We start from the raw sequence: 18,087 nt of genomic DNA, 5'->3' as shown, positions 1-18,087 counted from the left end.
TGCGTGCAAGGCTCGAACGGGCACCCGTATTCTTGGCCTCCACACCCGGCAGCCCGACCGCGCGCCCCAGCCCCTCCCGCCGGGGCCTCCGTGCGCACCCGGTCCGCCGTCGCCCTCGTCGCCCGCCCCGCCGCAGTCGCCCAGAACCGGACCAAACATGACAGTGCTTCACTCGCGCAATGCCGACGCCGCAGACGCCAAGGCCGCCGCAGACGCCAAGGACGCCACGGACCCGGAGCAGAACCGCGGCCAGGCGGCCACGGCGGAGACCGGCCTTCGGGACGAGCTCGGCCGTTACGCCGAACTCGGCGCCTTCACCCTCACCGCCGGGACCCACGCGTGGTACGCCGCCGTCGACACGGTCGCCACCCCCGAGGACGCCCGCGCCGCCTCCACCACCCTCGCCGAACTCCGCGGCAGCGACCTCCAGCAGACCTGGGAGGCCGTCACCACCCTGGCCGCCGATGCCAAGGTCGAGGTGCCCGGCAGCGTCGCCGTCGCGGCGCTGTTCGCCGAGACGCTCCAGCGCGTCCACCAGACCTCCGCCATCCTGATCGCCGCCGCGTATGACGCCGACCTGGACGCGCTCGTCGCCGCCACGGCGGACCGGGCCTGGCGCCGGGAGAACGGCGTCAAGTTGTCGTTCCTGCGCGCTCGCGGGCTGCGCAAGCAGGCCGCCGCCCTGGTCGCCGGAGGCCGCAAGGCCCGGCCCGAGGAACTGCACGAGGCGCTCGCCTCCGCCAAGATCGAACGCCGGGCCTGGGCCGTCCTCGCCCCCTCCGGCGCCCTGCCCGTCCCGCCCGCCGACGGCCCGCTGGCGGAGCGGACCGCAGCGGCCTTCGAGTCGATCGGCACCGGCCTGCGCGACCTCGCCCGGCTGCTGCCCGAGCACGACCTGGACGCGCTGCCGTTCCCCGAGCTCATCGACCTGGTGGAGCGCCTGGCGGCGGACGAGGGCACGCTCTACCGCCTCCCGACCATCCGCTCGCTGCGGACCTCCCTCGAGGAGGCCGGCCTCGCCGACCTGCTCGCCGAGCTCGCCGCCGCCCGTGCCGACCGCCGCGCCGCCGAGGCCGCCTACGGTGCCCGCCAGGCCCTGGCCGGCGGCCAGCGTGACGGGCTGACGGCGACGGAGGAGACGCCCGCCGAGGAGACGCCCGCAGCGGAGGCTTTCGTCGAGGAGACGGCCGCCGAAGAGGCGGCGATCGAGGCCGAGGCCGAGACCGACGTCGAGCCGGTGGCCGAGAGCAAGGAAGAGGTCGAGACCGAGACCGAGAGTGTCGAAGCTGCGGCCGCCGATGAGGTGACGGAGCCCAAGGTCGAGGCAGAGGCAGAGGCAGAGGCAGAGGTCGAGGTCGAGGTCGAGGTCGACGAGATCACGGCCGAAGAGCCCGCCGAGGCCCGACCGGCCGTCGTCTCCCTCCCGGCACCGTCCCCCGCTGCGGACGACCTGGTGGACGCGGCTCCGGCCGTTCCGGCCCAGGTCGAGGCCGAGCCGGTGCTGGTGGAGGACGACCGGTCGGAGGACGCCGAGCCGGTTGCCGAGGTCGAGGTCGCCGAGATCGCCGAGGTCGAGGTGCCTCTGGTCGAGGAGGTCGCGCCGGAGGCTGCTCCTGTGGTCGAGTCCGAGGTTGCCGAGTCGGAGGCGGTCGCTGAGCCGGAGTCCGTGGCGGTGGCCGAGGAGTCCGTGGTCGAGGAGCCGGTCGCCGAGGTCGAGGTGCCTCTGGTCGAGGAGGTCGCGCCGGAGGCTGCTCCTGTGGCCGAGTCCGACGCGGTCGAGTCCGAGGTTGCCGAGTCGGAGGCGGCCGCTGAGCCGGAGTCCGTGCCGGTGGTCGAGGAGCTCGTGGTCGACGAGCCGGTTGCCGACGAGCCCGTGGCCGAGGTCATGGTCGAGGAGGCCGCGCCCGAGGTCGTCGAGTCCGAGCCGGTCGTCGAGGCTGCTCCGGTGGCCGAGTCCGAGCCGGTCCAGTCCGAGGTTGCCGAGCCGGTGGCCGCGGTCGAGGTCGTCGAGCCGGTCGTCGAGCCGGAGTCCGTGCCGGTGGTCGAAGCGCCGGTCGCCGAGCCCGAGGTTGCCGAGGTCGAGGCAACTGCCGTGGTCGAGTCGGCAGAGGCCGAGCCGGTCGCCGAAGCCGTCGAGCCGGTCGCCGAGGTTGCCGAGCCCGCCGAGGCCGTCGCCGCCGGTCTGCCCGAGAAGCCCGACTTCACACCGGGCCGTCCGGTGACCGCCTACTCGGCGGACGAACTGCTCGCCGTCGTGCGGTGGCTGGACGGTGACGGAGTCGAGCGCAGCGACGAGGAGCTGTTGCGGGCGGCGATGAAGGAGCTGGGCTTCGCCCGTCTCGGCCCGCGCATCAAGGAGGCGCTGGGCGCCGCCGTGACGGCCGCGCGAGGCTGACGCACAGCGACGAGAGACGCCGAAGGGTCCGGTGGAGCGGGCGAACCGCCTCCACCGGACCCTTCGCCGTGTTCAGCCGGCCTTGTTCCAGGGGGCGCTGGACATCAGCGCCTTGACGTTGGCGACGTAGCTCGGGTTCGGGATGGCCAGGCTCCCGCCGGTCGCGCCCGTGACGGGGTCGGTGACGGTGTTGTAGTGCACGTTCCCCGCCCCGGCGTTGTAGGCGGCGATCACCAGGTCGAGCAGCGGCGTCCGGCCGGTGGCCGGGTCGGGGGAGAGGTCGTACTTCCCGCCGAACGAGGAGTCGCCGTAGTAGGCGACCAGCCAGTCGAGCAGCTGGGTGCCGAGCTGGACGTTGCCGGTCAGCGTCTTGGGGTCGGAGGTCGTGCCGAACTTGCTGTTCATCCAGCTGACCGTGGCGGGCATGATCTGCATGGTGCCGATGCCGCCGTCGCAGGCGAGGATGCCGGACTGCCAGCCGCTCTCCTGCCAGGCGATCGCCTTGACCAGGTTGACCGGCAGCGCCGGGAGCTTGTCCGTGCCGCCGTTGCTGAGGAACAGCGTGCGGGACTGGCCGGCGGCCGAGGTGAGTGCCGCCGCGACGTCCTCCTTCGGCTCGTCGGGCTGGGGCTTGGTCGGGGTGCAGCCGCTCTGCAGCGGAGGGACGTGCGGGGTGGCCGGCGCCGGCGGTGGCGGAGGCGCGACCGGTCCGGGCTTCGCGGTCGGCGCGGGAGCCGCGGCGACGGCTGCCGGGGCCGGGGGCGCCGGGGGCGTCGTGGCGGCCTTGGGGGCCGGGTCCGCGGGCTTGGCGGTGGTCGGCTTGACGGTGCTCTGCGACGCGGTCGGGCTCGGTCTGGCCGACTTGCTCGCCGTCGCGCTCGGCGAGGCGCTGGTGCTCGGCGAGGCACTGGTGCCGGTCGAGGCGCTCGGCGTCGGTGAGGCGGAGGTGTCGACCGTCGGTGTCCCCGAGGGGGAGGCCTCCGTGGTGGCGGCCACCACGGGGCCCGGGGTGCCGCCGGCGCCGTCGTCCGCTTTCTTGCTGCCGCAGCCCGTCAGCAGCGCAGTGGACACGGCCGCCACGGACACCAGGACGAGCGCCTGCCGTGAAGCACGCATGTTCATGGGATGTCGCCCCCCCTTTTTCGCCGGCCGACCCGGCGCGAGGCGGTCATCCTACGGTGGTGTGATCACCGTACTGACGCGTGGTCCCGGGAGTGCGGCCGGAACGGATCCGCAGGGTCCACGTGCTCAGCCCGGCGCCGCTCCGGGCAGGGCCCGGGCCAGCTGCGCCGCCAGTACCCCGGGCGCCTGCACCAACGACGGTCCGTACCAGGTCAGATGCCGCCCGCTCACCAGGGCCGCCGGGACACCCGGGAATGCCTCGGGGCCGTCGTCCCCGGCGAAGCGGTAGGGCTCGTCCGGAAGGACGACCAGCTCGGGCTCGCAGGCCAGGAGTTCCGGCAGCGGGATGGCGGGGTAGCGCTCGGGGTGGTCGGCGTGGACCACCTGGACGCCGAGGCGGCGGAGCAGGTCGCCGGCGAAGGTGTCCCGGCCGAGCACCATCCAGGGCCGGCGCCAGATCGGGACGACGGCACGCCGGGAGGTCGGCCGGGGAGGGAGGTCCGCCCAGGCGGCCTCGGCGGCGTCCAGCCAGCCAGGGCGGGGGAGCCCGCAGGCGGTGGTGAGCAGCCGGTGGAGGGAGTCGAACGCCTGGTCCAGGGTGCGGACGTCGGTGACCCAGACCGGCAGGCCGGCGGCGCGCAGCGCGTCGAGGTCGGGGCGGCGGTTCTCCTCGTCGTTGGCGATGACGAGGTCCGGCGCGAGGGCCGTGATCCGGCGGACGTCGGGGTTCTTGGTGCCGCCGATCCTGGTCACGGCCAGGTCGGCGGGGTGGCTGCACCAGTCGGTGACGCCCACCAGCAGACCGGGCGCGGTGGCGGCGACGGCCTCGGTCAGCGAGGGCACCAGCGACACGACCCGCCGGACCGGGCCGGGCCCGAGCGGTACCCGCAGCCCGAGGTCGTCCCCCCGGCTGTCCACCCGGGCGGCCGGCTCGCGGGACGGTCGGCCCGATCGCGGCCCCCTCCCGGACGGGACCCCTGACGGCGGGTCGGGCGGCTGGGCGGTGTGGGAGGCCATCCGGCCACCCTAAGCCGGACGCACCCGGCCCGGCGGCGGAAAGTCGTGGGAACCGGGTGGGCGCGGCGGCCGACTACCTGGTCCGGGCTCCCAGGACGGGCCCGAGCACGACCACTGACCAGGAGAGTTCCATGCGCCCTCGCGTGTTCTGCGGCATCGCGGCCGCCATCGCCCTGTTCGCCACGGCCTGTGGGAGCGGTGGTGGGGGGAACAGTGCCGGTGGTGACCGGGGCGGCGACGGCGGGCCGGCTACCGCCGCCGGGTTCCCCGTGAAGGTGGCGGACTGCCAGGGCAGGGAGACCACCGTCGAACAGGCCCCGAAGCGGATCGTCACCAGCAATGCCGCGAGCCTGGAGATGCTGCTCCAGCTCGGCGCGGGCGACCGGGTCGTCGGCACCGGGTTCCCGCCGGGCAGGGGCAGCCTGCCGGCGGCGCTGGCCGAGCAGGGCGCGAAGGTGCCGGTCCTGGGCGACAAGGTGATCGCCAAGGAGAAGCTGCTCGGCTCGGGCGCGGACCTCTACGTGGACACCTTCGGCTCGATGCCGATGATGGGCGGGGCGGGGGCCGGGCCGAGCGAGGAGGAGTTCGCGGCCGCGGGCATCCAGCACGTCATGCTGCTCTCCACCGCCTGCGCCGGCACGCCGAAGGCCGCCAAGGCGCCGCGCACCGACCTCGCCGAGGTGGAGAACGACATCCGCCGGCTCGGCGCGGTGACCGGCACGGCGGCCAGGGCCGAGGAACTGGTCGCCGGGATGGAGCAGCAGATCGGCGAGGTCCGCACGGCGACCGCCGCCGTTCCCGCCGAGCAGCGGCCCAGCTACTTCCTCTTCGACTTCGACGCCGGGACCAAGCAGCCGGTGTCGGTCTGCGGCCGGCAGGTCGCCAACGCGGTGATCACCCTGGCGGGCGCGCGCAACGTGTTCGCCGACTGCGACGCCGACTTCAAGCCGGTCTCCTGGGAGGACGTGGTGGCCGGGAACCCGGACTGGATCCAGCTCGCCGTGCGCAACCGGGGCAGCGAGGAGGAGAACCGCAAGGCCTTCGCCGACGCCGAGGCCTTCCTGCGGAGCTTCCCCGCCACGCAGGGCCTGAAGGCCGTCCAGGACGGACGCTTCCTGCGGATCGGATCCGAGGTCACCACCATCGCCGGGGTGCGCAACGCCGACACCGTCCGGCAGATCGCGGCCACCGTTCACCCGGCGCTCGTCAAGAACGGACGGTAGGCCGTGGCATCGGCCGCCGCCGCCACCGGCAGGCGGAGCCGGACGGGGGGCCTGCGCGCCGGGCCGCTGGCCGCCGTGCTCGCCCTCGCGCTGGTCGCCGCGCTCACCGCAGCCGTCTCGCTCGGCTCGGTGGACATCCCGCCGGGCGAGGTCTGGTCGGTGGTCGCCCACCGGCTCACCGGCCGGGCGCCCGAGCCCGGCACCCGCGATCTCATCGTCTGGCAACTGCGCGTCCCGCGCGCCCTGCTGGCGGCGATGGTCGGGGCCGGGCTCGGCCTGGTCGGGACCGCCGTCCAGGCGCTGGTCCGCAATCCGCTCGCCGATCCCTATCTGCTCGGGATCTCCTCCGGCGCCTCGCTCGGCGCGGTCGCGGTGATCGTCCTCGGCGGCGGGCTCGGCCTGGAGCTGGCCTTCGGCAGCGCGATCGGGCTGACCATCTCGCTGGCCGCCTTCCTCGGCGCCCTGGCCGCGTTCTCCCTGGTCTGGCTGCTGGCCCGGCGCGGCGGCGGCTTCTCGCCGCTGCGCCTCGTCCTGGCCGGCATCGGCATCGGGCAGTTCCTCACCGGCTTCACCAGCTACCTGGTCCTGCAGACCAGCGACGAACAGCAGACCCGGGGCGTGCTGTTCTGGCTGATGGGCAGCCTCAGCGGCGCCGTCTGGGGCCAACTCGCCGTCCCCGCCGCCGCTGTGGTCCTCGGGCTGGCGCTGCTCCAGGCCCGCGCCCGGGGGCTGAACGCGTTGCTGATGGGCGACGAGACGGCAGCCGGGCTCGGGGTGGACGTCACCCGGCTGCGCCGCGAGATCTTCGTCGTCACCAGTGTGCTCACCGGTGTGCTGGTCGCCGTCTCGGGGGCGATCGGTTTCGTCGGTCTCATGGTGCCGCACGTCTGCCGGCTGCTGGTCGGCGGCGACCACCGCCGGCTGCTGCCGCTGTCCGCCCTCACCGGGGCGGTGCTGCTGGTGGTGGTCGACACTCTCGCCCGGACCGTGCTGGACACCCAGGAGCTGCCGATCGGGGTGGTCACCGCCGTGATCGGCGCACCCACCCTGCTCTACCTGCTGGACCGACGACTGGAGCGGAATTGAGGATCGCCGTCGAGGATCTGAGTGTCACCCTGTCCGGACGGACGGTGGTGGCCGGCGTCCATCTGGTCGCCAAGGAGGGCGAGATCGCCGGCCTGGTCGGCCCGAACGGCAGCGGCAAGTCCAGTCTGCTGCGCACCGTCTACCGGCATCTGCGGCCGAGCGCCGGGCGGGTGCTGCTGGCCGGCCGGGAGCTGGCCGGGCTGACCGCCGCGCAGTCGGCCCGGCACATCGCCGCGCTGCCCCAGGAGCGCGGCGGGGACTTCGAGTTGACCGTCCGCGAGGTGGTGGCGATGGGTCGGACCCCGTACAAGCGGGCCTTCGCGGGGGACGATGCCGAGGACCACCGCCTGGTCGAGGACGCCCTGGAGCGGGTCGAGATGGCGGACGCGGCGGACCGAAGGTTCGCCCAGCTCTCCGGGGGTGAGCGTCAACGAGTGCTGCTGGCAAGGGCATTGGCCCAGCAGCCGGACGTCCTGGTGCTGGACGAGCCGACCAACCACCTGGACGTCCGGCACCAGGTCGAGCTGCTCGGCCTGCTGCGCGAGCAGCGCCGCACCACGCTGATCGCGCTGCACGACCTCAACGCGGCGGCCTCGGTCTGCGACCGGCTGCACGTCCTGCACCGCGGCGCGCTGGTGGCGTCCGGGACGCCGCGTGACGTGCTGACCGCCGAGCTGCTCGCCGAGGTGTTCGGCGTGCGGGCGGCGGTGGTCGAACACCCGCTCACGGGCGACCCGTTGATCGCGTTCGACCACCGCACGCCTGCGTCGGCGGCGGGGCGGGCGACGCGTCAGGAGGTCTCGTAGTGGCTCGGGCGGCCGTCGCGCTCCACCAGGCGGCCGATCCTCCCGGCCTCCTCGCTGCGTAGCAACTCCCAGTGTCCGTCCGGCCGGTGCAACACCGCGGAGTGCCACGGCGTCGTCCAGGCGTCGGCGGCCTCCAGCAGCCGGATGCCGAACTTCGGTGCGCCGACCCGCTGCGGGTGGATGGAGAGCCGGACGGACCGGGGGTGCTGCTCGGCGATCAGGGCGCCCCAGGCGCGACTGCGCTGGATGACGCCGTACGCGCGCCGGCGGCAGTCGCGCTGCAGGGCGGACCTGGTGCCGGTGAAGCCGGCGGTGTCCTCGGTGAGGAACCGGGTGATGCCGCGGTAGAGGCGCAGGGTCTCCTCGTCGGTCAGCACCTGCTCGCGCAGCTCCTCCTTGCCGGGCGCGTACCGGGCGTGCACCCGGGCCCGCTTCTCGTCGAACGGCAGATCGCCGAGGACGGCCCGCAGGTCGAAGGTGGCGAGGTGGCTCAGACCCTCGCGCGCGATCATCGCGGACAACGCGTCGGAGTACTGGTCGATGTGCTCGTCGGGGACGTGGATCAGATCGCCGAAGATGTGCCCGTCGGAGCAGATCAGGATCTGCGCACCGGGCTCGTAGAGCCGGCCAATCTCCTGGCAGAGCCTGTCGAGGAAGGTGAGCGAGAGTCGTTCGCCCTCGTCGGGCAGGTGGCTGAGCACCTTGGCGGGGTTGGGCGACTTGCAGGGAAAGCCGGGCAGGGTGAACACGATCGGGTCGCCGGCGGCGACGAAGTCGGCCAACTGCTCCAGCTGGAGCGGGAAATCGGCGGCCGTGGCGTTCGGCGCGGGGTCGGAGGCGCGGCGGTGCGGTAGCAGCAGGTCCAGGATCGCGGCGCAGATCCGCGGCACGGACCGTGGGTCCGGGGCGGCGGGCTCCCGGACGACGCCGGCCCGGGCGGCGGCGGCCCGTTCGGGGGTGGGTCGGGCGGCGGGCTCCCGGACGACGCCGGCCCGGGCGGCGGCTTGGGCGGGGGCGCCGGGCGGGGCGGCGGATGCGGTCGGGGAATCGGTGGCGACGCCGGCGGGCGGCATGGTGGTCCTCCACGGAAACGTTCGGAGTGCGGGCTTCGGGGCAGGCGGGAGCCACGCCCCGGCGGCGGTCGCCGGGGCGGTGAGCGGGAGTGCCGGGGAGCCGTGGGGCGGTCAGACCCGCTTGTCGTAGGCGACCGGAAGGCGGTTCACGCCCCGGGCCAGGACGGCGGGCACCCAGGTGAGCGAGTCGATCCCCTCGCCGTCCTCGGCGGACGGGCGCAGCCCGGGCAACCGGCTGAGCAGGGTGGCGACGGCGATCTGGAGTTCGAGCCGGGCCAGGGCGGCGCCGGGGCAGTAGTGGATGCCGTGGCCGAAGGCCAGATGGGCGTTGGGAGTGCGGTCGAAGTCGAGGACGTCGGGGTCCGGGAACTGCTCGCCGTCGCGGTTGGCGGCGCAGAGCGAGACGATCACGGAGTCGCCGGCCGGGACGGTGGTCCCGTACAGGTCGCTGTCCTCGGCGAAGAAGCGCCAGGTGGTGAGCTCGAACGCGGCGTCGTGACGCAGCAGTTCCTCCACCGCGCGGGTGAGCAGGCCCGGGTCGGCGGCGAGGCCCTCGCGCAGCCGGGCGAGCTGGTCGGGGTGGCGCAGCAGGGTGACCAGCATGGTGGTGATCTGGTTGGTGACGGGCTCCTGGCCGGCCACCAGCAGCTGGAACACGATCGAGTCGCGCTCCTCGGGGGTCAACTCGCCCGCGTCGCAGGCGGCGACGAGGCGGCCGAGCAGGTCCACGTCGGGCCCGGCGGGGGCGTGATGGGCGCGCTTGTGGGCCACCACGTCGGCGATGTACCCCTGGAGCCCGCGCAGCCGGCCCTCGTAGACCGGTCGGCCCGGGTCCTGCGGGCCGACCGGCTGGACGACCTTGCCCCAGTCGCGGTCGAAGCGGACGGCCAACTCCTGTGGCAGTCCGATGACTTCGGCGAGCACCCGGAAGGGGTAGTGGGCCGCGAAGCCGGCCACCAGATCGGCACCGCCGGTGTCGGGCAGCTCGTCGACCAGGGCGTCGGCGAGCTCCTGGACGCGCGGGCGCAGGGACTCCACCCGGCGGGGCGCGAAGGCGTCCAGGACGAGTCGGCGCATCCGGGTGTGCTTCGGCGGGTCCTGGTGCAGCAGGTGGACCTGGAGCTGGGAGTGCTGCGGCTCGGGCATGATCGAGGCGAGCCGGCGCCAGCCCTCGTTGCCCAGGGCGTGGTTCTTGCCGAGTCGGGGGTCGTTGAGGGTCTCGTGGGCGGCCCGGTAGCCGGTCACCAGCCAGGCGGCGATCCCGCTCGGGAACCGCACCCGGTGGACCGGTCCGGCCTCACGCATCCGCCGGTAGAGCGGATAGGGGTCGCTCTTGTACTCGGGCCCGTACAGCGGTACCGGGTCCGGGAGTTCGTCGTGTCCGAAGGGGCAGCGCGGAGTGTCCGCCGGGCTGCTCGCGGTCGGATCGTGGACGGTGTCGGTCATGCGGTGGTCCTCCGGTCGGGGTCTGGGGTGCGCGCACGACGGCGCTTCGTCAAGCCCTGGAGCTCGTGACGCTGCCGGTGCTGTCGGTGCCGTCCGCGCTGTCGTTGCTCTCGGCACTGCCTGTGCTCGCAGTGCTGTCGGTGATCGCGGATCCGGTGGCGTTCTTGGCACGGCTGCCGCGGCTGCCGCGGTCGGTGTGGTGGTGCAGGGCGAGGAGGGCCACGGCGGTGGCGGCCGCCAGCGTGGCGAGGGCGAGCCCGGCCCGAACGGCCGTGGTGCCGGTGCCGACCAGTGCGGCGGCGGTGGCGAGGGCCGGTCCGAGGGCGAAGCCGAGGCTGCGGGCGAGCTGGACCGCGGAGCCGGCGGTGGCCAGCTGCTTCGGCGCGGCGGCGCTCATCACCATGGCCTGCACCGGGCCGCCGTTGAAGCCCATGCCGGCCCCGGCGAGTGCGAGCCGCCAGGAGATGTCGGCCGGCGTCCAGTCGGTGTCCAGCGGGACGAGCAGCAGCAGGCCGGTCGCGGTGACGGCGGCTCCGGTGAGCGCGGTGGGCCGGGCACCCCACCGGTCGGCCAGCCGCCCGCCGAAGCGACCGGCCAGCACCATGCCGAGCGGGAACGCCAGCATGGTCAGCGCGGTGGTGGTGGCGCTGATCCCGTCGTCCCGACGCAGGTGCTGGGCTAGCAGGTAGTGGGTGGCGGCGAAGCCGGCGGCCAGTGCCAGCACCGAGCCGTTCACGGCGGCGGTGCCGGAGGCGCGCAGCACGGCCGCGACCGGCCGCCCGCCGGGCCGGCGCAGCCAGCGGACGACCAGCGGGGCGGCGGGCAGGACGAGCAGCAGCCAGCCGGGCGAGCTGGGGGCGAGCGTGAGCCCGAGCAGGACGGCGGCCACCGCGGAGCCGATCAGCGCGGCGTCACCGAGCGAGCCCCGGTCGGGCAGCCGCAGCCGCCCGCCGTGCGGGGCGTGCCGGTGGGCGATCGCCAGCGCGGCCAGACAGACCGGCAGCTTGACGAGGAAGATGGCCCGCCAGCCGACGTGGTCGAGCAGCAGGCCGCCGATCACCGGCCCGGTGACGGCGCCGAGCGGGCCGAGGGTGGCGGGCACGCTCATCGCCCGGCCGCGCAGCTGCGGCCGGACGGCGGTGGCGGCCAGCACCGGCATCAGCACGAACAGCACGGCACCGAAGGCGCCCTGGGCGAGCCGCGCCGCCACCAGCCAGCCGGCCCACGGTGCGACGGCGGCGAGCACGCTGCAGAGCGCGAAGCAGCTCACCGCGAGCAGCAGGGCGGACCGGGTGCCGACCTGGTCGAGCCATCGGCCGGCCGGCAGCAGCAGTGCCACCAGCGGGAGTTGGTAGCCGAGGACGGCCCACTGGGCGGTGGTCGACGAGACGTGCAGTCCCTCGGCGATGTCGGTGAGCGCCAGGTTGACGACGTTCATGTCGAGCATCGCCACGAAGGAGAGCAGCCCGGCCGCCACGACCAGGATCCATCTGTCCTGCGGCTGTGCCGGACCGTCGTCCTTTCCACTGGCGGCCGGCGCCTGTCGCGCTGCCATGGTCCTCCTCCGCTTCCCGGTGCCGTAGCGGACACCGCCTCGGCGGCGGGGTCCGGTACAGCAGTCGGAGGCGAGGGGGCTCCGGTTCCGAACACCTGGGGGAATTTCCCGGTTGGCCGGATCGTGGCGGGCGGCGGGCGGCGGGCGGCGGGCGGCGGGCGGCGGGCGGCGGGCGGCGGGCGGTCGCGGTCGGTCGTGGTCGGCCGTGGTCGGCCGGAACCGGTCCTGACCACGGCCGATCCGCTCATGACCGGGTCGTGGCGCTCCGGCGGAAATAGTGGCGCCTGATCCGGGGTTGCAGCCAGGCGCGACGCACGGTTGCGGCAGGACCGAAAGGATCATCATGAAGATCGGCATCATCGGCGCGGGCAACATCGGCGGCAACCTCACCCGTCGGCTCACCGCCCTCGGGCACGAGGTGTCCGTGGCCAACTCGCGCGGCCCGCAGACCCTGACCGCGCTCGCCGAGGAGACCGGTGCCACGCCGGTCACCGTGACGGAGGCGGCGCGCGGCGCCGAGGTCGTGGTGGTGACGGTACCGCTGAAGAACGTGCCTGACCTGCCGTCCGGTCTGTTCGACGACGCCGCCGAGGGCTTCGTCGTGATCGACACCGGCAACTACTACCCGCAGCAGCGGGACGGGCGGATCGCGGCCATCGAGGAGGGGCAGACCGAGAGCCGGTGGACGGCGCAGCACCTCGGGCACCCGGTGGTGAAGGCCTTCAACGGGACGTACGCCCAGGACATCCTCGACCGGCCCCGCCCGCAGGGGGACCCGGAGCGCATCGCCCTCCCGGTGGCCGGGGACGACGACGCCGCCAAGCGCGTCGTCCGCGCCCTGATCGACGAGTTGGGCTTCGACAGCGTGGACGCGGGCGGCCTGGACGAGTCCTGGCGCCAGCAGCCCGACACCCCCGTCTACGGTCTGCGGGAGGGTGTCGACGCGGTCGTCAAGGCGCTGGCCGAGGCCTCGCCCGAGCGGACCGCGGCATTCCGAGCCCAGGTCTGACGACCGCGGGCGCGGTCGGCGGTGACGCCCACCGGACCGAGCACGGCGGGTGGTCGCTGGACGAACGGGCCCGGTCCGGTCGAGGGGTGGGTGTACCGACCGCGGGACCCGGGTGTCGCGGCGGCCCGTCCGGCTCCTCCCTCGTCGGTGGGAGGAGCCAAACAGGGTGCCCGGGCCTGCGGCACTCCCGCAGGCCCGGGCGGATCGGCGGGGCGGTGTCAGCAGGTGGCGGCCAGTGTGGTGGCCGGCGCGGTGGCCGGCCCCGGGGCGGCCGTCTCGCCGACCTCGGCCGCCCGGAGGCGGGCTATCAGCTCCTCCCGGGCCCGGGCCACCCGGGACCGGACGGTGCCGACCGGGCAGCCGGCCACCTCGGCGGCCTCGGCGTAGCTCAGACCGACCACCTGGGTGAGCACGAAGGCCTCGCGGCGCTGGGCGGGCACCCGGTCGAGCAGGTCGTCGAGCGCGACACCGTCCTCGAACCCGGCGGCGGGCGGGGCGGCCTGCCGCTCGGCGGCCTCCTGCCAGTCCGGCAGTGCGGCGCAGCGCGGGCGGGCGGCGGCCGTCCGGTAGCGGTCGATGACGGTGCGCCGGGCGATCGAGAGCAGCCAGGTGCGGGCGGAGGAGCGGCCGGCGAACCCGGGCAGGCTCCGCAGCGCGCGCAGGAAGGTCTCCTGGGCGAGGTCGTCGGCGGACTGCACATCGGTCAGATGGGCGACGAACCGCCAGACGTCCCGCTGGGTAGCCCGGACGAAGGCCTCGACGTCGGCCGGCCGGCCCGCGCGGGCGGCGAGGGCCAGGGCGGTCACCTGCTCGTCATCCATGCCGGCCCCCCACCCGGACGGTCCGGTACGGGGCCAGGTGCGCGACGATGGTCACATGAGATGCGCCCACTTCCGTACCGCTCTGTCCGCCCGTCTCGACGGCGAGCCGACCGGTCTGCCGGACCGGCGGCTGGACAAGCACCTCGCGCGTTGCGAAGCGTGTCGCGATTGGCGGGAGCGGGCGGAGCGGCTGCGCGGCCGGGTGGCGGCGGGCGGCGCGGACGGGCCATCGGCGGAGTGGTCGGCGACGCTGCTCGCGAGTCTCGGACAGCGCGGACCCGGCAGCGCCGAGTCCGGCCGTGGCGAGTCCGACCACGGCCGGTCCGGCAGTGCCGAGTCCGGGACCGATGCGTCCGGTTCGGACCGGGCAGGTGCGGCCGGACCGGGCGCGGCCCGGCCAGGTGACACCGGAACAGCTGTGGACGGGCTCGGCGCGACGGGTGGTCCCGGGCAGGGGGACGGCGGGTCGGCGCCGGAGCGGTAGGACGGTGGCGCCGGGCGAGGCCGGTGCGCCGTCGTAGTCAGGCATGAAGAGGTCCTGAGGGGATAGCGCGGGAGCGCGGGCCGCTGCGGGCGGAGCGCTCGTCGTCGGTGGGACGCGCACGGGTCGCCGGGTCCCGGCAGGGGGCGGCGGGGCGTGCGGGCCCGGACCCCGGCGGCGCGGCCGTTCGGCCATGGCACGGGGCGACCTGCCCACCGTGATGCGGACGCCTTGGCGGCGTCGGGGGGTGGGCGCGTCAGCAGGCGGGAGCGAAGGAGGGCGGGCCGCGCCGGACGAGGGCGTGCGAGAGCAGTACCAGCCGAGGCAACCGGGCCCGGTGGGCGGCCGGCCGGGGCGGAACCGGCGGTTCGAACCCGCGTGGCCGGGCGAACAGGGCCAGCAGCGGGAGCAGCAGGGCCCCCGCCAGCACGGTGCCCAGCCCACCGAGCAGCTCGAACAGCCGGACCAGCGCCGTCTCGCCGCGCCAGAGCAGCAGCGCGCAGGCGAGTGCGGCGAGCAGGTGGGCGGCGATCATCCCGGCCGACATGGAGTGCGCCGCCATGTCGTGGCCGGACATCCCGGAGGTCGTCGGCAGGCCGGACGTCGCCGCCGCGTCGGTGGACAGGGCGGGCCCGCCGCCCATGCCCGCCATCCCGTGGCCGCGGGAGGCCGCGGCCGAGGACGGACCCGCGGCGGTCGCCGTGCCGAGGTGGTGCGCCCCGGTCAGGGTGCGGACGCCCGCGCTGGGCGGGACGTCGGGGTCGATGCCGGCCATCCGGGCCAGGTCGGCCGGCGAGATCCCGACGGGTGCCCGGTCCGGATTGCAGAGCAGCAGGCCGGCCCAGTCCGTCGTGGCGAGCCGGCCGATCCCCGCACGATCGGCGGTCAGCGCCCCGGCCTGTTGGAACATCAGGTGCAGTGCGCTCTGGGCGGCGACCATCCAGACACTGATCGGACCGGGCCCGCGCCGCTTGCCGGCGAGCAGCCAGCCGAAGCCGAGGGTGAGACCGAAGGCGCCCGCCAGTACCGGCGGGGAGACCCCGGCGCCGGCCATGGCGACGTGCGCCGTGGCGGCCAGCGCCACGCAGAGCGCGGCGAAGACCACGGCGCGCAGTGCGCGGATCCGGTCGGTCATCACGATGACACTCATCGTCGCACTCGCCCTCGCCGGGCCGTACCGACCCCTCGGGTATTGGCCGGTTCCACCCCCGTGAGAGCATGCCCGGCCGCCAGGCCCGGGCCGGGGCCATCCGGGGCCACCGGGGCCGGCGGAGGTGGCACCCCCGGACGGGACACCGCCGAGGGCGCGAGTACGGCCGACTGCCTGGCGGCCATCGCCCAGGCCCGGCCGACCGTCACCCCGGCGATGATCGAGGAGTGCGGCGCGGCCGTCACCTCGCCTGCGCGAGTCTGAATATCGGCCAATCGCATGGTAGTTGCGGTTTGACAGTCTGCCTGTCGGTGCTGACTAAATGTGGGCACCGACAGGACAGGAGGCCCGGCATGGGCACAGTGGCCGAATCCGACGCCCCCGCCGTCGACCTCGCCGACCCCGGGTTCTGGCAGCTGCCCGCGCCGGCCCGCGCCGCCGCCTTCGCCGAACTGCGCCGGCTGCCCGCCCCGGTCTTCGTCGGCGAAAGGTCGCGTGAAAGGTCGGACGCGCGGCCGACCCACCGGTCGGCCGGCCGCCCCGCCAAGGGCTACCACGCCCTGGTCCGGCACGCCGACGTGGTCGAGGCCAGTCGGACCCCCGCGGTGTTCCTCAGCGGTCCCGGCGTCACCACCCCCGAACCCGCCCGCTGGGTCCGGCTGCTGTTCGGCGACTCGATGGTCAACCTGGACGATCCCCGCCACGCCCAGCTGCGCCGGATCGTCTCCCGCGCCTTCACCCCGCGCCTGATCACCCGGGCCGAGGACGACATCCGCCGGGTCGCCGCCCGCCTGGTCGACCAGGTGGAGCGGCACCGACCGGAGGACTTCGTCTCCTCGGTGGCCGCCGAACTCCCGTTCCAGGTGATCTGCAACATGATGGGCATCCCGGAGGAGCCCCGCCGCGCGATCCTCGACCAGGTCGACCACGCCTCCGAGAACACCGGTGTCGCCCGCCCGTTGCGCCGTCGGATCCGGGTGCCCGGCCGGGGTCTGCGGGCGCTCGCCCGGATGCAGGGCATGGTCGCCGAACTCGGCCGCGAGCGCCGGCGCCGGCCCACCGACGACCTGATCTCCGCCCTGGTCACCGCCGACGTCGACGGTCGCCGGCTGACCGGGCGCGAACTCGGCGCGTTCTTCTCGCTGCTGCTGGTCGCCGGCGTCGAGACCACCCGCAACGCGCTGGCGCACGGACTGCACCTGCTCACCGTCCACCCCGAGCAGCGCGCCCTGCTGCTCGCCGACCTCGACCGCCATCTCGGCGGCGCGGTGGACGAGATCGTCCGCCACTCAACGCCGATCATCCAGTTCCGCCGCACCCTGGCCGTCGACCACCGGCTGGGCGGTCCCGACGGCACCCTGCTGCGGGCGGGGGAGAAGGTGGTGCTCTTCTTCGGCTCCGCCAACCGCGACGAGACCGTCTTCACCGACCCGGACGCCTTCGACGTCACCCGCACCCCCAACCCGCACCTCGGTTTCGGCGGCGGCGGGCCGCACTACTGCCTCGGTGCGCACCTCGCCCGGCAGGAGATGAAGGTGCTCTTCCGGGAGCTGTTCACCCGGCTGCCCGAGGCACGCTCGGTGGGCGAACCGGAGCTGGTCCCGTCCAACTTCGACCACCGGGTGCGGGCGCTGCGCTTCACGTTCTGAGGCCTGCGCCGAAGCCTTCCGGCGTTACCGGACCAGGTCGGCTACCCGCCGGTCGGGATGCCGCGGTCGGCCTTCACCTGCTTCATCGTCAGGTGCGAGTTGACCTGGGCGATGCCCGGCAGCCCGGAGAGCACGTCGGTGATGAACCGCTCGTACGCCGCGATGTCCGCCACCGCGATCCGCAGCAGGTAGTCCGGTTCGCCGAAGAGCCGGTGGGCCTCCACCACCTCCGGCAGCTCCGCCACCCGGCGTTCGAACTCGGCCACCGTCGCCCGGTCCTCGTGCCGCATGGTGATCGTCACGAAGGGCTGGAAGCCGCGGCCGACCGCGGCGCCGTCCAGCAGCGCCCGGTAGCCGCGGATCACGCCGTCCTGCTCCAGCTGCCGGACCCGGCGCAGGCACGGCGAGGGGGTGAGGTCCACCCGGGCGGCCAGCTCGGCGTTGGTGAGGCGGCCGTCCTGCTGGAGCTCACGGAGGATTCTGCGGTCGATACGGTCCATGGCGCAATATTCTGCCAAATTGCCGCATAGAGGGGCATGAACTGGCCATCGTGTGCCGGCCCGATCCGGCTACCTTCAGTGACCGAGCCGCCGGAACGCACACGACAGGTCACCACCATGGACACGCACGCCCTCCTCCTCTTCCTGGGGGTCGACCTGCTCCTGGTCTGTACTCCCGGCCCCGACTGGCTCTACATCGCCGCCCGGGGCCTCGGTCAGGGCCGCCGCGCCGCGCTCGTCGCGGTCGCCGGCGTCTGCGCCGGATACGCCGTGCACACCCTGCTCTCCAGTGCCGGCCTGGCCGCCGCGCTGCGGGCGGTACCCGCCGCCCTGCCCGTGCTGCGCCTGACCGGCGCGGCCTACCTGCTGGTGCTGGCCGCCGGCATGCTCCTCGCCCTGCGTCGGGGCGGGCCCACCGCGTTCGCGCAGGCCCCGCCGCAGCCCACCGCCACCGTGCTGCGCCAGAGCATGCTCACCGCCCTGCTCAATCCCAAGGGCCTGTTGCTCTACCTCTCCCTGGTGCCCCAGTTCGTCGAGCCGGGCGCCCCGCTGCCGGTCGGCGGCCAGGTGCTCGCCCTCGGCTCGCTCAACGTGCTGGCCTGCGCGGTCGTCTACGGCCTGGTGGCGCACGCCAGCGGTCGTCTCGGCGGCCGGTTCGGTGCCACCCCGCAGGCGGCCCGGCGGATGACGGTGGTCTCCGCGGTGCTGCTGATGCTGGTGGCGGGCGTCACGGCGAGCGCCTGAGATCGGGAGC

General features: G+C 74.7%; 16 protein-coding genes. 8 read left to right on the top strand and 8 right to left on the bottom strand.

Annotation, left to right across the window (positions count from 1 at the left end; all coding sequences use genetic code 11):
• Positions 1–157 precede the first annotated feature (157 nt).
• A complete protein-coding gene (locus AB0J08_RS12255) occupies positions 158–2,395 on the top strand; it encodes a hypothetical protein (RefSeq protein ID WP_360631150.1) in 2,238 nt (745 codons plus the stop codon).
• 72 nt (positions 2,396–2,467) lie between these two features.
• Here the strand turns inward: AB0J08_RS12255 and AB0J08_RS12250 are convergent, their stop codons facing one another.
• Together AB0J08_RS12250 and AB0J08_RS12245 are read right to left on the bottom strand one after the other, a co-directional pair.
• On the bottom strand, positions 2,468–3,511 hold the full coding sequence (locus tag AB0J08_RS12250; protein WP_360631147.1) for a lytic transglycosylase domain-containing protein: 1,044 nt from the start codon (positions 3,509–3,511) through the stop codon (positions 2,468–2,470).
• 132 nt (positions 3,512–3,643) lie between these two features.
• Positions 3,644–4,534, bottom strand: coding sequence for a helical backbone metal receptor (locus tag AB0J08_RS12245; protein WP_360631144.1), 891 nt, complete (start codon positions 4,532–4,534; stop codon positions 3,644–3,646).
• Positions 4,535–4,665: 131 nt separating this feature from the next.
• On the opposite strand from AB0J08_RS12245, the gene AB0J08_RS12240 reads away from it, so the two are divergent.
• From AB0J08_RS12240 to AB0J08_RS12230, 3 genes are read left to right on the top strand one after another with little or no spacing between them, the layout of a single operon-like run.
• Complete coding sequence (locus AB0J08_RS12240) at positions 4,666–5,757, top strand: ABC transporter substrate-binding protein (protein WP_360631141.1); 1,092 nt, start codon at positions 4,666–4,668, stop codon at positions 5,755–5,757.
• Positions 5,758–5,760: 3 nt separating this feature from the next.
• Positions 5,761–6,843, top strand: coding sequence for an iron ABC transporter permease (locus tag AB0J08_RS12235; RefSeq protein ID WP_360631138.1), 1,083 nt, complete (start codon positions 5,761–5,763; stop codon positions 6,841–6,843).
• On the top strand, positions 6,840–7,649 hold the full coding sequence (locus AB0J08_RS12230) for an ABC transporter ATP-binding protein (RefSeq protein WP_360631135.1): 810 nt from the start codon (positions 6,840–6,842) through the stop codon (positions 7,647–7,649). Before AB0J08_RS12235 ends, AB0J08_RS12230 begins: the two co-directional genes overlap by 4 nt.
• Here the strand turns inward: AB0J08_RS12230 and AB0J08_RS12225 are convergent.
• The 3 genes from AB0J08_RS12225 to AB0J08_RS12215 form a co-directional block, all read right to left on the bottom strand.
• On the bottom strand, positions 7,634–8,722 hold the full coding sequence (locus AB0J08_RS12225; RefSeq protein WP_360631132.1) for an isocyanide synthase family protein: 1,089 nt from the start codon (positions 8,720–8,722) through the stop codon (positions 7,634–7,636). The two genes, AB0J08_RS12230 and AB0J08_RS12225, sit on opposite strands and share 16 nt — an antisense overlap.
• A 111-nt stretch (positions 8,723–8,833) precedes the next feature.
• Positions 8,834–10,168 (bottom strand): cytochrome P450, encoded by a 1,335-nt coding sequence (locus AB0J08_RS12220; protein WP_360631129.1) that lies wholly within the window; start codon positions 10,166–10,168, stop codon positions 8,834–8,836.
• Between the two features lie 49 nt (positions 10,169–10,217).
• On the bottom strand, positions 10,218–11,723 hold the full coding sequence (locus tag AB0J08_RS12215; RefSeq protein WP_360631126.1) for an MFS transporter: 1,506 nt from the start codon (positions 11,721–11,723) through the stop codon (positions 10,218–10,220).
• Positions 11,724–12,066: 343 nt separating this feature from the next.
• On the opposite strand from AB0J08_RS12215, the gene AB0J08_RS12210 reads away from it, so the two are divergent.
• Positions 12,067–12,732, top strand: coding sequence for an NAD(P)-binding domain-containing protein (locus AB0J08_RS12210; RefSeq protein WP_360631123.1), 666 nt, complete (start codon positions 12,067–12,069; stop codon positions 12,730–12,732).
• 218 nt (positions 12,733–12,950) lie between these two features.
• Here the strand turns inward: AB0J08_RS12210 and AB0J08_RS12205 are convergent, their stop codons facing one another.
• Positions 12,951–13,553 (bottom strand): sigma-70 family RNA polymerase sigma factor, encoded by a 603-nt coding sequence (locus tag AB0J08_RS12205; RefSeq protein WP_360631120.1) that lies wholly within the window; start codon positions 13,551–13,553, stop codon positions 12,951–12,953.
• On the opposite strand from AB0J08_RS12205, the gene AB0J08_RS12200 reads away from it, so the two are divergent.
• Positions 13,552–14,037, top strand: a complete 486-nt coding sequence (locus AB0J08_RS12200; RefSeq protein ID WP_360631117.1) for a zf-HC2 domain-containing protein — start codon at positions 13,552–13,554, stop codon at positions 14,035–14,037. The two genes, AB0J08_RS12205 and AB0J08_RS12200, sit on opposite strands and share 2 nt — an antisense overlap.
• Before the next feature lie 253 nt (positions 14,038–14,290).
• Here the strand turns inward: AB0J08_RS12200 and AB0J08_RS12195 are convergent, their stop codons facing one another.
• Positions 14,291–15,184, bottom strand: a complete 894-nt coding sequence (locus AB0J08_RS12195; protein WP_360631114.1) for a hypothetical protein — start codon at positions 15,182–15,184, stop codon at positions 14,291–14,293.
• Between the two features lie 353 nt (positions 15,185–15,537).
• Between AB0J08_RS12195 and AB0J08_RS12190 the strand changes: the two genes are divergently transcribed.
• Positions 15,538–16,833 carry a cytochrome P450 gene (locus tag AB0J08_RS12190; RefSeq protein WP_360631111.1) on the top strand — a complete coding sequence of 432 codons (1,296 nt, stop codon included), beginning with the start codon at positions 15,538–15,540 and terminating at the stop codon, positions 16,831–16,833.
• Positions 16,834–16,874: 41 nt separating this feature from the next.
• On the opposite strand, the gene AB0J08_RS12185 is transcribed toward AB0J08_RS12190, so the two are convergent.
• On the bottom strand, positions 16,875–17,333 hold the full coding sequence (locus AB0J08_RS12185) for an Lrp/AsnC family transcriptional regulator (protein ID WP_360631108.1): 459 nt from the start codon (positions 17,331–17,333) through the stop codon (positions 16,875–16,877).
• Positions 17,334–17,450: 117 nt separating this feature from the next.
• Here AB0J08_RS12185 and AB0J08_RS12180 point away from each other — a divergent pair, with 117 nt between their 5' ends.
• Positions 17,451–18,077 (top strand): LysE family translocator, encoded by a 627-nt coding sequence (locus tag AB0J08_RS12180; protein WP_360631105.1) that lies wholly within the window; start codon positions 17,451–17,453, stop codon positions 18,075–18,077.
• Positions 18,078–18,087 lie beyond the last annotated feature (10 nt).

It is taken from the genome of Kitasatospora sp. NPDC050463, assembly GCF_040655255.1.
In the GTDB taxonomy this organism is placed as follows: domain Bacteria; phylum Actinomycetota; class Actinomycetes; order Streptomycetales; family Streptomycetaceae; genus Kitasatospora.
Note: the sequence above shows the minus strand (reverse complement) of the source record. Positions and strands in the feature narration are given on the sequence as shown.

Coding starts and splice junctions, on each gene's coding strand:
- AB0J08_RS12255 (WP_360631150.1), top strand. CDS start 158: ATGACAGTGCTTCACTCGCGCAATGCCGACGCCGCAGACGCCAAGGCC.
- AB0J08_RS12250 (WP_360631147.1), bottom strand. CDS start 3,511: ATGCGTGCTTCACGGCAGGCGCTCGTCCTGGTGTCCGTGGCGGCCGTG.
- AB0J08_RS12245 (WP_360631144.1), bottom strand. CDS start 4,534: ATGGCCTCCCACACCGCCCAGCCGCCCGACCCGCCGTCAGGGGTCCCG.
- AB0J08_RS12240 (WP_360631141.1), top strand. CDS start 4,666: ATGCGCCCTCGCGTGTTCTGCGGCATCGCGGCCGCCATCGCCCTGTTC.
- AB0J08_RS12225 (WP_360631132.1), bottom strand. CDS start 8,722: ATGCCGCCCGCCGGCGTCGCCACCGATTCCCCGACCGCATCCGCCGCC.
- AB0J08_RS12220 (WP_360631129.1), bottom strand. CDS start 10,168: ATGACCGACACCGTCCACGATCCGACCGCGAGCAGCCCGGCGGACACT.
- AB0J08_RS12215 (WP_360631126.1), bottom strand. CDS start 11,723: ATGGCAGCGCGACAGGCGCCGGCCGCCAGTGGAAAGGACGACGGTCCG.
- AB0J08_RS12210 (WP_360631123.1), top strand. CDS start 12,067: ATGAAGATCGGCATCATCGGCGCGGGCAACATCGGCGGCAACCTCACC.
- AB0J08_RS12200 (WP_360631117.1), top strand. CDS start 13,552: ATGCCGGCCCCCCACCCGGACGGTCCGGTACGGGGCCAGGTGCGCGAC.
- AB0J08_RS12205 (WP_360631120.1), bottom strand. CDS start 13,553: ATGGATGACGAGCAGGTGACCGCCCTGGCCCTCGCCGCCCGCGCGGGC.
- AB0J08_RS12195 (WP_360631114.1), bottom strand. CDS start 15,184: ATGAGTGTCATCGTGATGACCGACCGGATCCGCGCACTGCGCGCCGTG.
- AB0J08_RS12190 (WP_360631111.1), top strand. CDS start 15,538: ATGGGCACAGTGGCCGAATCCGACGCCCCCGCCGTCGACCTCGCCGAC.
- AB0J08_RS12185 (WP_360631108.1), bottom strand. CDS start 17,333: ATGGACCGTATCGACCGCAGAATCCTCCGTGAGCTCCAGCAGGACGGC.
- AB0J08_RS12180 (WP_360631105.1), top strand. CDS start 17,451: ATGGACACGCACGCCCTCCTCCTCTTCCTGGGGGTCGACCTGCTCCTG.